The following is a 14,639-nucleotide window of genomic DNA, read 5'->3' on the forward strand; positions in this document are numbered from 1 at the left end:
AACAGTTAGCGATTCCGGATCTCTTCCAACGTCTGCTCGAAATGCGCTTTCAGCGGGCCGCCGCATTCGATGGCCTGTCCGGCCGCTTGCAGGGCTTCATCCCTGCGGCCCTGCTCCAAAAGCACCTGGGCCAGGTTGTTGAACAGGACTCCCTCGCGGGGAAATTGTTCGATGGCAGCCCGAAAGTGCGCCTCGGCAGATGCCAGGTCCCCCGACCGGTACAGGCACACCCCGATCCCCACCGTTGCCGCCAGACTGTCCGGCCAGCGTCCCAAGGCGGTGCGATATGCCGGCAGGGCGATTTTCCAGCGCCCCATGCGCTCCAGGTGGCTCACGGCCGCCAGGTAGTCCGTTTCTTTGGCGGTAGCCGGCAGCCGCGACGGCGGCAGCACCAGCATTCCCCAGAAGCCGCTGCGGGCCCAGGTTCTCTCGAAGGTTGAAAAAGCGGTAGGCTTGAAGGGTGTGGTTCCCGAATGCAGGATCACATCGCCGGCGGCGGCGTCCCATCCGACGACAACCGCATAATGCCAGAGGGGAATCCATGAAAGGCCGAGGTTCTGGAGGACGACAACGGGGTGGCCGGCGGCAACTTCGTCGATCAGGTCCGCGGGTTCGGCCAGCAGGCAGGCGATTCTGCCATGCCGCCGAACGGCAGCGATCATGGCCGACTGCAGGCTGCCTTTGCGGGAAGGCGTGAAGACTTCAACGCTCAAATCCTGGGGCGAAACGCTGACTCCGCTCCAGTTCAGGGCCATGGCCAGGGCGGCCGGGCCGCACTGATGCACCTTTTGAGGATAAAAAGGGATTTCAGCAATCAGATAGGGATCGGGCAGTCTCCCCTCGGGCCGGGGCCATCCGATGCCGGTCCTGCCGGCGCAACCGGACAGCACAACAGCCAGGACCGCAACGACGAGCAGGCGCATCGAAGCCGCCTTCACCGTTTCGATCCCGGCTGGCTGGATTTAGATGCGCTTTTTCTTAACAAAGGGAAAAAGATCCGTATATCCCATGATATCGGTAATCAGAAGAATCACGAAGATGACGATGGAAGCGATGAGAATCGCGCCAAGGGCATCCCCTCCCGCCGGCAGCTGCTCGATCCGGTCAGCCAGGCGGACGACTTCGGCGTCCGAAAGGCCGGCGACGCGGGCGGTCGCCTCTGCCGGATCGATCCCCTGGGAGACCAGGACGTCAACGACATCCTGCCGCGCCAGAAAGGTGCTGACCTGTGCCCGGGCAGCCTCGACCCGGGCCGCGTCCAGGACAGTCTCCGTGGGGATCATCCTGGCCAGTACGGTCTGGCAGGGGGAGCAAAGAACCATCATGAAAATCGCCATGAAAAGACTGACCGGCTTTAGCGCTTTCCTTACTTTTCGCATCGTTACCTCTCCTCTTTTCTGCGTCCGCCATCAACCGGGCAGACGCCGGTGTAAAGGGACGCACCTGCAGCTTTTTTTTTTGAAAAAGGCAGCCGTCGTTTCGGGGGTGGACGTCTGCCCGGCACCTCCTGAAGTCAGGCTTCTAGAAGCCATAAAGCCTTAAAAATGTCAAGCTGCATCCATGGCAGGTGCAGCATGACATTTAAAAGGAACGGATGAATGCCAAATGTAAAAATACAAAGGTCAATTGATGGATTCAATCGATTAGACAGGACAGTCGAGCATCATCGAATTCACGGGAAAATGCTACCTTCTTATAACTATAATTACTAAAATAGCTATAATATATAAATTTTAAATACGATTATTTAACAGATTTTTATAGTTTTTATAGTTTTTATATTTTTTTTCTTGACAACGAAAATCAATCATGGCTTATATAGTTCAAGACCTGTAAAAGATGCGCAATCGCCCCGCTCCCTGTTCTCGCCCCGCTATCGCCGTACATTCTTTTCGACTGCGAACACGTTCACTGCCATAGGGACATTAATAGACCAATCAATACGGTTCACCGAACTTGACGCTCGGGCAGGTCTGACCGCTTTGCAACCATACGCGATTGAAGGAGGGATTGAACATGGAGGACACACTCACCGTCTTCAAGGCCAGCAAGTATTGCAATGTTTCCTCGAAAACCATCATCAATTGGATCGAGGCCGGTCACATCAAGGCCTATAAAACCGTTGGCGGACACCGCCGCATCAAGCGCATGGACATGGAGAATTTCATGCGCCGCCAGGGCATCCCCATTCCGGAGGCGGAGGGTGCCGACGAACGCCACCGCATTCTGGTGGTGGACGATGACCCCATCATCGTTGAAACCATTGTTCAGGCTTTGGAGGAAGACGAGTTCGACTATGAAGTGATCAGCGCTTCGGATGGTTTCGAGGCCGGCTTGCAGGTCAACCACTTCCATCCGCACCTGATGATCCTGGACATCATGATGCCCGACATCAAAGGCAATGAGGTCTGCCGAAAGATCAAATCCAACGAGGACACGCGCGATATCAAGATCATCGTTCTTTCCGCGTATCTGGATGAGGAAAAATTCAAGGAAATGAAAGACCACGGTGCCGATGTATGTTTCTCCAAACCCCTGCCCCTGCCTCAGCTCAAAGAGGAGGTGGCACGACTGCTGGAACTGAAATAGACGCCCGCGACGGGTTTCGGCCATAAATAAGGAGGCGTAACATGAAACTCAAGGAAGCGCTTGAAAAAAAGAAATTTGTGGTCACCTCGGAAGTCCAGGCCCCCATGGGCGACGATGATCCCGAAGCGCTGGTGGAGAACCTGAAGCGGGTTCGCGGACGCATGGACGGTGTCTCCATTGCCGAAGTGGAGCTGGAAGGCGTGGTCGGCGATAGCATCCGCACCTGCGAACTGCTCAATGCCAATCGTTTCGATGCCATCTATCAAACGACGACGAGGGACAAAAACCGCATCCAATTGCAAAAGGACCTCACCTTGGCCAACGAATCTGGCGTGGAAAACCTGCTGGTATTTACCGAAGACTATCGTATCTCTGGCGAAAGCCTCCAGGAGACCATGTTCTTCCACGTGGATTCGGGCAAGCTGGCCTCGGTGCTGGAGCATCTGAAAGATGGAAGAACGGTGGATGGGAAACAACTGGAAAAGAATATAGAATTCATCATGGGCTCCGGAGTGGAATCCGTCTGGGGCAAGAATGTGCCCAAGCAGGGCATGCAGGAGATGGAGACCATGCGCGAAATGGGCACCGGCTATTTCCTGACGACTCCCATTTTCGACCTGGACCAGTTCCAGAAGTTTCTCAAACAGGTCAAGACATTTGACATCCCCGTGATCGCCGAAGTGATGCTGCTGAGAAACGCCGCCATGGCCCGCTTCATCAACCGGCACTTCAAGGCCGGCCTGATCCCGGATTGGGTGGTCCAGAAGCTGGACAAGGCTCCCGACAAGAAAAAAGCGAGTATCGAACTGTTCGCCGACACCATCAAGGGGCTGCGCGATATCTGCGACGGCGTACACATCATTACTTTGGGGGGGATCGATAAGATACAGCCCTATTTAGACGCAGCCCGCATCAGGTAGATAGCCGTTTCGTCCGAAGGCTGAAGGATTTTTTCGAAAGAGATGTTTTCCCTATAAACCACAGCCCTCAGCATGAAAAACTATTCTTTCCCGGGAACACCGCCGTGGCCCGGGAACCTTGCATCGTAAACTACAGAACGCTCAGCCTGCAGGCTGCATCCGCCGGCCCTTTTCGATCATCCCGACGGTATCCGGTTATTGGCCGGCCCCTCTCACGCGAATCGCTCATCCGTTGCGTCGTCAAACGGCACCAATCCGGCAAAACTACGGCCGAATGGCCGAATACATCGGCCGTTTCGCCTTTAGACTGAAGATGGAAAGTCGGAAATCAGAGGAGATACACACGCCAACTGTCTTCTGAACGCTGACTTCAGTCTAAACGCCTTCAGCCTAAAAACCTAATAACGGAGGTTCGAACCATGCCCCAACCGATCGAACTCGACGACCTGGAATGCGAATTCAAGGACGAGGTATTGGAAAAGGTACCCGATGCCCTGCTGGACTTGTGCATGACCTGCGGGACCTGCACGGGGGGGTGTCCGGCGTCGGGGCTGATGGACATGGACCCGCGCAAGCTTCTACGCATGGTCAACCTGGGCATGGACGAGCAGGTGAAAAAATCCAATTGGGCCTGGGTCTGTACCATGTGCGCCCGCTGCGTCAATGCCTGCCCCATGAAAATCAACATCCCTAAACTGGTCTACAGCATGCGTGGATCCTGGCCCCGAAATAAACGGCCCAAGGGCATCCGGGGTTCCTGCGACCAGCACATCCGTGCCGGCAACGCCATGGGTGTTCCCACCGACGACTTCATCTGGACCGTGGAAGACGTGGCCGAAGAGATCCGCGAAACCCAGCCCCAGTTCAAGGACATACAGGTTTCCGTGGATCGGGTCGGCGCCCATATGGCCATTAACCAGAATTCCCGCGAACCGGTCACCGAACCGGACGAGTTGAGTCCGCTGTGGAAAATCCTGCACCTGGTCGGCGCCGACTGGACCTACCCCTCGGTGATGTGGGCCGGGGAAAACTACTGCCTTTTTCTGGCCGACGAAGAGGGCTGGCGCTACATCATGGAGGAGTTCGTCGACCACATCGACAATACCCTGGGCTGCAAGCTGGTGGTCAATACCGAGTGAGGTCACTCCTACTTTGCGATCCTGGAAGGATTGCGCAAATTCAACATCTCCCACAAGTTCGAATTCACCAGCATCATCTCTCTTTACGCCGGGTGGATCCGTGACGGCAAACTGCCGGTCAACAGCGACTGGAACCGGGATCTGAAAATTAAATTTACGGTCCAGGACCCCTGCAACATCGTGCGTAAAACCGAGCGCCAGACCATGGCCGATGACCTGCGCTTCGTGATCAAAACCATCGTTGGCGAGGAGAACTTCGTGGATATGGTGCCCTGCGGCGTCAACAACTACTGCTGCGGCGGCGGCGGCGGAGCGCTCCAGGGCGGTTTCCCAGAAGAACGACGGGCCTACGGCAAAATCAAATTCGACCAGGTCATGGCCACCGGCGCGGATTACGTCATCGCCCCGTGCCACAACTGTCACAGCCAGATCGAGGATGTGGGACACCACTATGGCGGAAATTACCGCGTGGCCCATATCTGGACCTTCATGTGCCTGGCCATGGGCATCCTGGGCGAAAACGAACGCAAATATCTGGGACCGGATCTGGCGGATTTCGGGCTGTAAACGGAGGTCGGAGGTCGGAGGTCGGAGGTTGGAGGTTGGAGGAGAGAAGTCGGAATTCGGACTTCGGACCTCAGCCTTCCGACTTCTGACCTCGAAACGCTGACATCTGACTTCGGAATTGGAGGATACATATAATGGCGAAGCAAACTATCGGTTCTGTATTGGTCGTCGGCGGCGGCATCGCCGGTATCCAGGCCTCGCTGGACCTGGCCGATTCCGGATACCACGTCGTTCTGGCTGAACAGCGTCCGGCCATCGGCGGTGTCATGGCCCAGTTGGACAAAACCTTTCCCACCAATGACTGCTCCATGTGCATCATTTCGCCCAAGCTGGTTGAGGCCGGACGCCACCTGAACATCGACCTGTTCACCATGACCGATGTGCTGTCGGTCGAGGGCGAAGCCGGCAGCTTCACCGCCACCTTACGCCAGCGGCCGCGCTTCATCGACCTGGAAAAGTGCACGGCCTGCGGCGAATGCAGCAAAGTTTGCCCCATCGACGTGGCCAATGATTTCGACCAGGGCCTGCGCACCCGCAAGGCCGCCTTCAAACGCTACCCCCAGGCCATGCCCAGCGCCTATGCCATCGAGAAGAAAGGCACGGCGCCCTGCAAGGCCGCCTGCCCGGCGAATCCCAGCTTCCAGGGCTGTGTGGCCCTTATGGCCCAGGGAAAATACAAGGAGGCCTTCGAGTTGTTTCGCAGCGAACATCCCTTTCCCGGCGTCTGCGGACGGGTCTGCCACCATCCCTGCGAGACGGCCTGCACCCGGGCCAGGGTAGATGCCCCCGTGTCCATCATGGCCCTGCATCGCTTTCTGGCCGATTGGGCCCGGGAAAACGGCGTCCAATTCATCCCCGAAAAAAAATCCCGCCGGTCTGAAAAAGTGGCCGTGGTGGGCAGCGGGCCGGCAGGCCTGGCCTGCGCCTACTTTCTGGCCATCGAGGGGTTTGTTGTGACCGTGTTCGAAAAAAGGAAGGTATTGGGCGGCATGCTGACCCTGGGCATTCCCGCCTATCGCCTGCCCCGCGATGTCATCGACGACGAAATCGCCGTGCTGCGGGAACTTGGGGTCGATTTCAAAACCGGTGTGGACCTGGGCCATGACGTCACCATCGGCCAGTTGCGCGATCAGGGGTTCAACGCCTTTTTCATGGCCATCGGTTCCCAGGAGTGCAAGCTGCTGGGCATTGAGGGCGAAGACTACACGGGCGTGTGGCCCGGCGTGGACTACCTGCTGCGCGTCAATTTGGGCGAAAAGATCGACCTGGGCGACCGCGTGGCGGTAATCGGCGGCGGCAACGTGGCCATGGACGCCGTGCGTACGGCTCTTCGCAATGGGTCAAAAGCACCCTTTATCATCTACCGCCGCAGCGAGGCCGAGATGCCGGCCAGCACCGAGGAGATCGCTGAATGCCGGGAGGAAGGCATCGAGATCATGACCCTGACCAACCCGGTGCGGGTCGTTGCGGAAAAAGGTCGAGTTACGGCCGTCGAATGCATCCGGATGCAATTGGGCGACCCGGACGACTCGGGACGACGCCGGCCGGAACCGATCCCCGGCTCGGAATTCACCATCGATGTGGACGCGGTGGTGCCGGCCATCGGCCAGGAATCGGACTGGGCCTGCCTCACCGACGAGTGCGCCTGCACCCTGAGCGATTGGGGTACCATGAACGTGGACCCGGTTACCCTGCAGTCCGAGGACGCCGACATCTTCGCCGGCGGCGATGCGGTCAGCGGACCGGCCACCGTCGTGGAGGCCATTGCCGCAGGCAAGCGGGCCGCCGAATCGATCCGGCGGTTACTCAGCGGCGAAGACCTCAAGGAAGGCCGGGATGGCGAATGGGCCATGGTGGAGGATGTGGATCTCTCCACGGCCGTGCCCATCAAACGCCAGGCCATGCCCATGGCCGCATCCGATGCACGCCGGGCCACCTTCGACGAGGTTCAACTGGGCCTGGACGAAGCGATGGTCCGACAGGAGATACAGCGCTGCCTGGCCTGCGGCGTGTGTTCGGAGTGCTACCAGTGCGTATCGGCCTGCCTGGCCGGAGCGGTTTGTCACGACATGACGGAACAGATCCGGACGGTTGAAGTTGGCGCCGTCATCCTTGCGCCGGGCTTCGCACCCTTCGATCCCTCCATTTACGAGGCTTACAGTTACGCCGGACACCCCAACGTGGTCACCAGCCTTGAGTTCGAGCGCATCCTGTCGGCCTCCGGCCCCTACGAGGGCCATCTGGTGCGGCCCTCGGACGGCCAGGCGCCCAGGAAAATCGCCTGGCTGCAGTGTGTGGGTTCCCGGGATCTGAACGCCTGCGACAACGGCTACTGCTCGTCGGTCTGCTGTATGTACGCCAACAAGCAGGCCGTCGTCGCCAAGGAGCACAGCGAGCGCGAACTGGACACGGCCATCTTCCTGATGGACCTGCGCACCTTCGGCAAGGATTTCGACAGATACGCCAATCGCGCGCATGAGGACCAGGGCGTGCGGCACATCCGCTCGCGCATCCACTCGGTCTTTCCCGCCGAGGGCGACCGGCTGCGCATCGTCTATGCCACCGAAGGGGGCAACAGCGTCGAGGAGAATTTCGACATGGTGGTCCTCTCCGTGGGTCTGGCACCCAACCCCGATGCCGTGGCCCTGGCCGATCGGCTCGGCATCGAACTGAACCATTACCGCCACGCCCGAACCGACTGCCTGACGCCGGTGAACACCAGCCGCGAGGGCGTCTTCGTTTGCGGCGCCTTCCAGGAACCCAAGGACATCCCGGCTTCGGTGATGGAGGCCTCGGCGGCGGCGGCGGCGGCATCCGGCCTGCTGGTCGATGCCCGCTGGAGCCTGACCCGCAAACGACAGCTCCCTCCCGAACTGGACGTCTCCGGCCAGGGGCCGCGCATCGGGGTGTTCGTATGCAACTGCGGCATCAACATCGGCGGCATCGCCGACGTGCCGGCGGTGCGCGACTATGCCGCCGGACTGCCTCACGTGGTTCACGTGGAAGACAACCTGTTCACCTGCAGCCAGGACACCCAGGACCATATGAAACAGATCATCAAGGAAAAGGGCATCAACCGGGTGGTGGTGGCGTCCTGCTCTCCCCGAACCCACGAGCCGCTTTTTCAGGAAACCATCCGGGACGCCGGCTTGAACAAATACCTGTTCGAGATGGCCAACATCCGAGACCAGAACACCTGGGTGCACATGAACAACCCGGACCGTGCCACGGCCAAGGCCAAGGACCTGCTGCGCATGGCGGTGGCCAAGGCGGCCCATATCGAGCCCCTGCATCAGGTGAGCCTGGCTATCGACAAGACCGCCCTTGTGATCGGCGGCGGCGTGGCCGGCATGGAAGCGGCCCTGGCTCTGGCCGACCAGGGCGGCGATGTGGTCCTGGTGGAACGATCCACCGAACTGGGCGGCGTGGCCAATCAGCTCAACGCCACCTGGCAGGGCGAACTCATCGCCCCATATCTGGCAGCCGCCGTCGAACGTGTGAAAACCCATCCACGCATCCGACTTTTTCCGGCTACCCGGGTTGTCAGAACCGGAGGCAGCATCGGCAATTTCGCTACGACCCTGCAATCGGTCAACGGCAGCCAGGCGGAAACGCAGGTGACCCACGGCGCCACTATCCTGGCCACGGGGGGCGGTGAATATCGGCCGTATCAGTACCTGTACGGCGAGCATCCCGACGTGCTCACCCATCTGGACATGGACGCGGCCATGGCCCACCGGGACAAACGCCTGGCCCGGGCCAAAAGTGTGGCCTTTATCCAATGCGTGGGATCCCGGGACGACAAGCGCCCATACTGCAGCAAAATCTGCTGCACCCACAGCCTCAAAAGTGCCCTGGCGGTCAAAGCCCTGGCCCCCACGAAAAAGGTGACCATCCTCTACCGCGACATCCGCGCCTACGGCTTCCGGGAGGACCTGTATAAACAGGCCCGGGAGGCCGGCATCATCTTCATCCGCTACGAACCGGAAGCGCCGCCCCGGGTATCCGCCGATGCCGACAACCGCCTGGTCCTAGACGTCACCGACCACGTGCTGCGCCTGCCGGTGCGCCTGAGGCCCGACCTGCTGGTGCTGGCAACGGGCATCGTGCCCAATGCCAACCGGGAGCTGTTCGAAATGTTCAAGGTGCCGGTCAATGCCGACGGCTTTCTGGTCGAAGCCCACGCCAAGCTGCGGCCGGTGGATTTTTCTTCCGAGGGCATCTTTCTGGCAGGGCTGGCCCATTACCCCAAGCCCCTGGAGGAAACCATCGCCCAGGCCAGGGCGGCCGCCGCCCGGGCCATGACCCTGCTTTCCCGGGATGCCATCATGGTGGGCGGGGTTGTCGCCACAGTGGATACCGGCAAGTGCGCCGCCTGTTTGACGTGCCTACGGGCCTGCCCCTACAACATCCCCCGGGTGGACGAACACAGCCACGCGGTCATCGATCCGGCCATGTGCCACGGCTGCGGCACCTGCGTGGCCGAATGCCCGGGCAAGGCCATCAGCCTGGCCCATTTCACCGATGAGCAGATGATCGCCAAAATCGAAGCCCTGTTTCTGGCGGCTTGAGTCGGAAGACGGAGGACGGAGGACAGAATTCGGAGGACGGAAAACAGATGACAGAAGGCGGAGGACCGACCTTCGAATTAAGGGATTCGGGAATTGGTCGAGCGGCTTCCAGCCGCGACCGCTTTCAAACCGGTGAACAGTGATCGGCGATCAGTGAACGGAAAACCCCAAACCCTGAACCCTGAACCCCAAACCGCTAATAATGGAGGAACCATGACCGCTACTGCCGTTACCCCCCAGATCCTGGCCTTCTGCTGCAGGTACTGCTCCTATGCCGCCGCCGACCTGGCCGGCTCCATGCGCCTGGACTACCCGGACAGCGTCAAGATCGTGCAGGTGCCCTGCACGGGGCGGGTGGACGTGATCCACCTGCTCAAGGCTTTTGAAGCCGGCGCCGACGGCATTTACGTGGCCGGCTGACTGGAAGGCGAATGCCATTTCCTGGAAGGAAATCGACGCACACGCAAAAAGGTTGACTGGATGAGAAAAACGTTGGAAGAAATCGGCATCGACAGCTCACGGGTACAGATGTTCAACCTCTCCTCGGCCATGGCTCCCGAGTTCGCTCGCATCGCCCGGGAGATGACGGAAACCGTATCCGAATTGGGGCTGCTGACAGATTCATAAAAAGTGATAAGGCTTTTTTATGGACGTCTCCCAAGCTCATGAACTGACCACGGTACTGGATGCCATGGCCGACGGCATCTACATTGTCAACGACGATCATGTGGTCGAATTTATGAACAAGGCCATGATCCGGGTATTTGGTGACGGCGTAGGCAAAAAATGCCACCAGGTGATCAACCATACCCCCACCCCCTGCCCCTGGTGCCGGGCCAGGGAGGTCTTCGACAATCGACGCAACGTCCACGAAGAGGTTTACGTGCCTTTGGTGGACAAAACCTACGATCTGCTGGAGATCCCGATCCACAACAATGACGGCAGCGTCAGCAAGCTGAGCATTTACCGGGACATCACCCACCGCAAGGACCAGGAGTACCGGCTCAAATCGTCTCGGGAAAGTTTTCGCAGCCTTTTCGAGCATGTCGCCGTTGGCGTTTACATCAGCAGCAAGGAGGGCAAGTTCCTGGACGCCAATCCGGCTCTGCTGGACATGCTGGGATATGAGAACAAAAATGAATTTCTCGACCTGGATCTGGCCCGGGAGATCTATCTCAAGGCCGAGGAGCGGACCCGTTTCCAGCAGATGATCGAAAAAAACGGTCGGGTCATCGACTACGAAGTGGATTTTCGCAAAAAGGACGGCACCCCCATCACCGTGCTGCTCACGGCCCACGTGCGCTACGATCCCCAGGGCCAGGTGCTGGGCTACGAAGGCATCTGCGTGGATCAGTCCCAACGCCAGAAAATGGAACGCGAGCTGAAAAAGGCCCACGATTTTCTCAACAACATCATTCAGAGTTCACCCAATGCCATCATAGGCACCGACATGCGCGGCAACATCATCATCTGGAACCAGGGCGCCGAAGAGACCTTAGGATACCGCGCACCTGAAACCATCGGCGCCATGAACGTGGTCGAACTCTATCCCGAAGGCATGGCCCGCAGAGTGATGCAGATGATGCGAAGCGACGACTACGGCGGGCGGGGAAAGCTGCGTGCCTACCCCATGACCTTCCGGACCAAGGACGGCCGGTCGGTGGAGGGCAGCCTGTCGGCCAACATCATCTACAACGATGCCGGCCGGGAAATGGCGTCGGTAGGCATCTTCGTGGACCTGGAGGAACAGCTGCACATGGAGCGCAAGCTGCATAAGACCCAGGAGCAGCTTTTACAATCGGAAAAGCTGGCCGCCATGGGCCGGCTCACCTCCCAGATCGCCCACGAACTCAACAATCCGCTTTACGGGATCATGAATACCCTGGAACTGATGAAATCAGAAATTCCGGTGGGCAACAAGCGCCGCAAACTGCTGGACATGAGCCTGTCGGAAACCGTGCGGGTCACCGACATGCTGCGCAAGATGCTCTCCTTTTCCAAGCCAGATCAAGAGGAGCGCACCCCGGTGGACATCAACACCATCCTTGACGAAATTCTCCTGCTGCACGAAAAGCAGCTGTGGGAGCACTCCATCAAGGTGGCACACCACTTCGCCGAGGGGCTCGGCAAGGTCAACGCCTCCAAGAACCAGCTGCGTCAGGTATTTTTAAACCTGATCTCCAACGCCCGTGACGCCATGCCCGAGGGCGGGCGACTGACCGTGGCCACCGAGGGCGACGACTATTTCGTGCACGTCACCGTGGCCGACAACGGCGTCGGCATTAAAAAAGAGCATCTGGACCTGATCTTCGAGACCTTTTTCACCACCAAAACCGACAGCGTCAAGGGCGTGGGCCTGGGCCTGTCTGTCTGCTATGGATTCATCAAGGACCACGGCGGCGACATCAAGGTGGACAGCCGGACGGGTGAAGGTACCACCTTTACCATCTCCCTGCCGGTTTGTCGCCAACCGTTGCCCACCGCATAGAACGTTTTCAGAACAGCAGCAGCGTTTCGCCCTTTTCCGGCATGTAAAAATGCCGTTTCTCATCAATGAGATTGCCCCGGTTATAAAGCAGGATCGCTGCAATCCGATGCCTTTTCGACCTCATGTGAAGTTGATCTATCGGCATGTTCATTTCTGGCAGTCGCAACTGATGTTGCCGGCAATGATTTCCTTCCAGTCATCAAGCACATCGTGCGTCCAGCAGTCGTCGGCCCCAGCAGCTTCGCGCATGGTCAGGGCCAGTATGTAAGCCAGTTCCTTGACCGTAGCGCCGGCCTCAAGCGCGCCCTTGAAATGCTTCAGCACACAGGGTTTTGAGCGCCCCTTGATGGAAAGGGCAAAACAGATGAACTGATATGTTTTCTCGTCGATCGTGCGCTTTTGTTCGTACAGCGCGTCCATCTGGTCCAGCATTTCTGCAAATTCCGGAAAAAACTCGGCAAGCATTCGCATAACTATGCATCCATTCGTTATATTGCAGCGGCGAATCCGAATCGGATCCGCATGCATCAATCAAAGTAGAAGCCCGAGGGGTAATCGGCAAGCCGGGTACGATTTTCCGGTTCCATTACGCTTCAAAAAGGTCTGATTCCACCAACCGACACAACATCTCGTATGGCTTCTGATTATTTCATCCATCCGATAACTTCTTCCTTTTTGGGAATCTTTCCTACCGATTTGACGTCGCCGTCAACCACCACAGCCGGCGTGCCGAAAACCCCATAACCGGCAATTTCCATAACGTCGGTCACTTTTTCGACGGTGGCGTCGACGCCGCTTTCGGCAACGGCGTCCATGACAATCTTCTCGGTCTGTTTGCATTTCGGGCATCCCGGCCCCAGTACTTTTATCTCCATATCTTTCTCCTTTCATAGTTCACGGTTCACCGTTCACGGATCGTTATCCCATGATACTTCCGAAAATCAGGCCGCTGACGGTGGCCATGACGACCACCAATGCGACGAACGCCACCGTCTTTTTGGTTCCCAGCACACTGCGGATCACCAGCATGTTGGGCAGGCTCAGGGCCGGGCCGGCCAGAAGCAGGGCCAAAGCGGGTCCCTGGCCCATGCCTGCACCGATCAACCCCTGCAGGATGGGTACTTCGGTGAGGGTGGCAAAATACATGAAGGCACCCACCACCGATGCGAACAGGTTGGCCCACAGGGAATTGCCCCCCACCAGGCCGCTGATCCATTGGGAAGGGATCAGGCCTTCGGATCCCGGACGGCCCAGCAACAGGCCCGCTACGAGCACGCCAGCCAGCAAAAGGGGCATGATCTGCTTGGCGAAATCCCATGAGGCCGTAAACCAGGACTCGGTTTCCCCGCGGGTGGTGGTCAGCAGGGTGACAAACGCAACCAGACCGACGGAAAAGGCGATCATCGGCAAATGGGGAAGCGCCAGGGCCGGGATCAGTACGACCACAGCGGCGATGACCAGCTTGTATACCTTCACCCGCATCCAACGCACCATCAATATGCCCAACAGGAGCGCGAACCCGCCGGCCAGCAGCCACTTTACGGCAAACACGGCCGACCAGAAGCCGCCCGCCTGTTCCGGACGGCCCCAGGTTGCGGAAACCAGCAGCCCGATCATGGCGGCGAACAGCAAGGTGGTTTGCCACAGGGGCCGTTCTACTTCAGGCGCGGGCATGTGCATGGCTGCTGCCGCTTTGGCCTCTTCTTCCCGCCTGAACATCAGATGCATGAACAGGCCGATCACCACACTGAAGACAACCGCGCCAACGGCCCGCGCTGTGCCGATTTCGGGCCCCAGAATGCGGGCGGTGAGGATGATGGCCAGCACGTTGATGGCCGGTCCCGAGTATAAAAAGGCGATGGCCGGCCCCAGTCCGGCGCCCCGCTTCCAGATGCCGGCAAAAAGCGGCAGCACCGTACAGGAGCATACCGCCAGTACGCTGCCGGAGACGCTGGCGACACCATAGGAGAGCACTTTGTTGGCGCCGGCGCCCAGGTATTTCATTACCGCTCCCTGGGAAACGAAAACCGCTACACCGCCGGCGATAAAAAACGCCGGCACCAGGCAGAGCAAAACGTGCTCCTGGGCATACCACTTGGCCAAAGCCAACGATTCGATCACCGAACCGGTGAAGCGCGTGCTGTCCACCGGCAGAAAGAAGAACAGCAGGAAGCCGCCGACGATCCAGGCCAATGGTTTCCAGATCTCTTTCCAGTCGATCAGGCTGGGTTCCTCGGGTTCGACCGCGACATCCGAGGGTTGGACGTTGCTATTGGATGAGGCCACGGATAGGGTTTCGCTCATGATACGTTGCTCCTGGATTTTTCCGGGTTCCTGCTGTCAGCAGGTGCCCAAGACGGTCATT

The 14,639-nt window shown here is 58.8% G+C and carries 11 protein-coding genes; 6 read left to right on the forward strand and 5 right to left on the reverse strand.

Annotated features, from left to right (window positions below; all coding sequences use genetic code 11):
- Positions 1-5 precede the first annotated feature (5 nt).
- Both GN111_RS09255 and GN111_RS09260 read right to left on the reverse strand, forming a co-directional pair.
- Positions 6-923, reverse strand: a complete 918-nt coding sequence (locus tag GN111_RS09255; RefSeq protein ID WP_155303488.1) for a PA2778 family cysteine peptidase — start codon at positions 921-923, stop codon at positions 6-8.
- A gap of 39 nt (positions 924-962) precedes the next feature.
- Positions 963-1,379: a PA2779 family protein gene (locus GN111_RS09260; RefSeq protein ID WP_155303489.1), complete on the reverse strand. Its 417-nt coding sequence runs from the start codon at positions 1,377-1,379 to the stop codon at positions 963-965.
- Between the two features lie 637 nt (positions 1,380-2,016).
- Here GN111_RS09260 and GN111_RS09265 point away from each other — a divergent pair.
- The 6 genes from GN111_RS09265 (at position 2,017) to GN111_RS09290 (ending at position 12,274) form a co-directional block, all read left to right on the forward strand.
- Positions 2,017-2,589, forward strand: a complete 573-nt coding sequence (locus GN111_RS09265; protein WP_155303490.1) for a response regulator — start codon at positions 2,017-2,019, stop codon at positions 2,587-2,589.
- 41 nt (positions 2,590-2,630) lie between these two features.
- On the forward strand, positions 2,631-3,509 hold the full coding sequence (locus tag GN111_RS09270) for a methylenetetrahydrofolate reductase (protein WP_155303491.1): 879 nt from the start codon (positions 2,631-2,633) through the stop codon (positions 3,507-3,509).
- A gap of 419 nt (positions 3,510-3,928) precedes the next feature.
- On the forward strand, positions 3,929-5,215 hold the full coding sequence (locus GN111_RS09275) for a (Fe-S)-binding protein (protein ID WP_155303492.1): 1,287 nt from the start codon (positions 3,929-3,931) through the stop codon (positions 5,213-5,215).
- A 134-nt stretch (positions 5,216-5,349) separates the two neighbouring features.
- On the forward strand, positions 5,350-9,786 hold the full coding sequence (locus tag GN111_RS09280) for an FAD-dependent oxidoreductase (protein WP_155303493.1): 4,437 nt from the start codon (positions 5,350-5,352) through the stop codon (positions 9,784-9,786).
- A 213-nt stretch (positions 9,787-9,999) separates the two neighbouring features.
- Complete coding sequence (locus GN111_RS09285) at positions 10,000-10,413, forward strand: hydrogenase iron-sulfur subunit (RefSeq protein WP_231715704.1); 414 nt, start codon at positions 10,000-10,002, stop codon at positions 10,411-10,413.
- A 19-nt stretch (positions 10,414-10,432) separates the two neighbouring features.
- The gene (locus tag GN111_RS09290; RefSeq protein WP_155303494.1) at positions 10,433-12,274 is read left to right on the forward strand and encodes a PAS domain-containing sensor histidine kinase; all 1,842 of its coding nucleotides are present in this window, start codon (positions 10,433-10,435) and stop codon (positions 12,272-12,274) included.
- Between the two features lie 147 nt (positions 12,275-12,421).
- Here GN111_RS09290 and GN111_RS09295 read toward each other — a convergent pair whose 3' ends face one another.
- The 3 genes from GN111_RS09295 to GN111_RS09305 form a co-directional block, all read right to left on the reverse strand.
- Positions 12,422-12,745, reverse strand: coding sequence for a carboxymuconolactone decarboxylase family protein (locus GN111_RS09295; protein ID WP_155303495.1), 324 nt, complete (start codon positions 12,743-12,745; stop codon positions 12,422-12,424).
- Between the two features lie 173 nt (positions 12,746-12,918).
- On the reverse strand, positions 12,919-13,149 hold the full coding sequence (locus tag GN111_RS09300; protein WP_155303496.1) for a thioredoxin family protein: 231 nt from the start codon (positions 13,147-13,149) through the stop codon (positions 12,919-12,921).
- A gap of 43 nt (positions 13,150-13,192) precedes the next feature.
- On the reverse strand, positions 13,193-14,578 hold the full coding sequence (locus tag GN111_RS09305; RefSeq protein ID WP_176603283.1) for a permease: 1,386 nt from the start codon (positions 14,576-14,578) through the stop codon (positions 13,193-13,195).
- Between the last annotated feature and the right edge of the window lie 61 nt (positions 14,579-14,639).

The organism is Desulfosarcina widdelii, assembly GCF_009688965.1.
GTDB classification, from domain to species: domain Bacteria; phylum Desulfobacterota; class Desulfobacteria; order Desulfobacterales; family Desulfosarcinaceae; genus Desulfosarcina; species Desulfosarcina widdelii.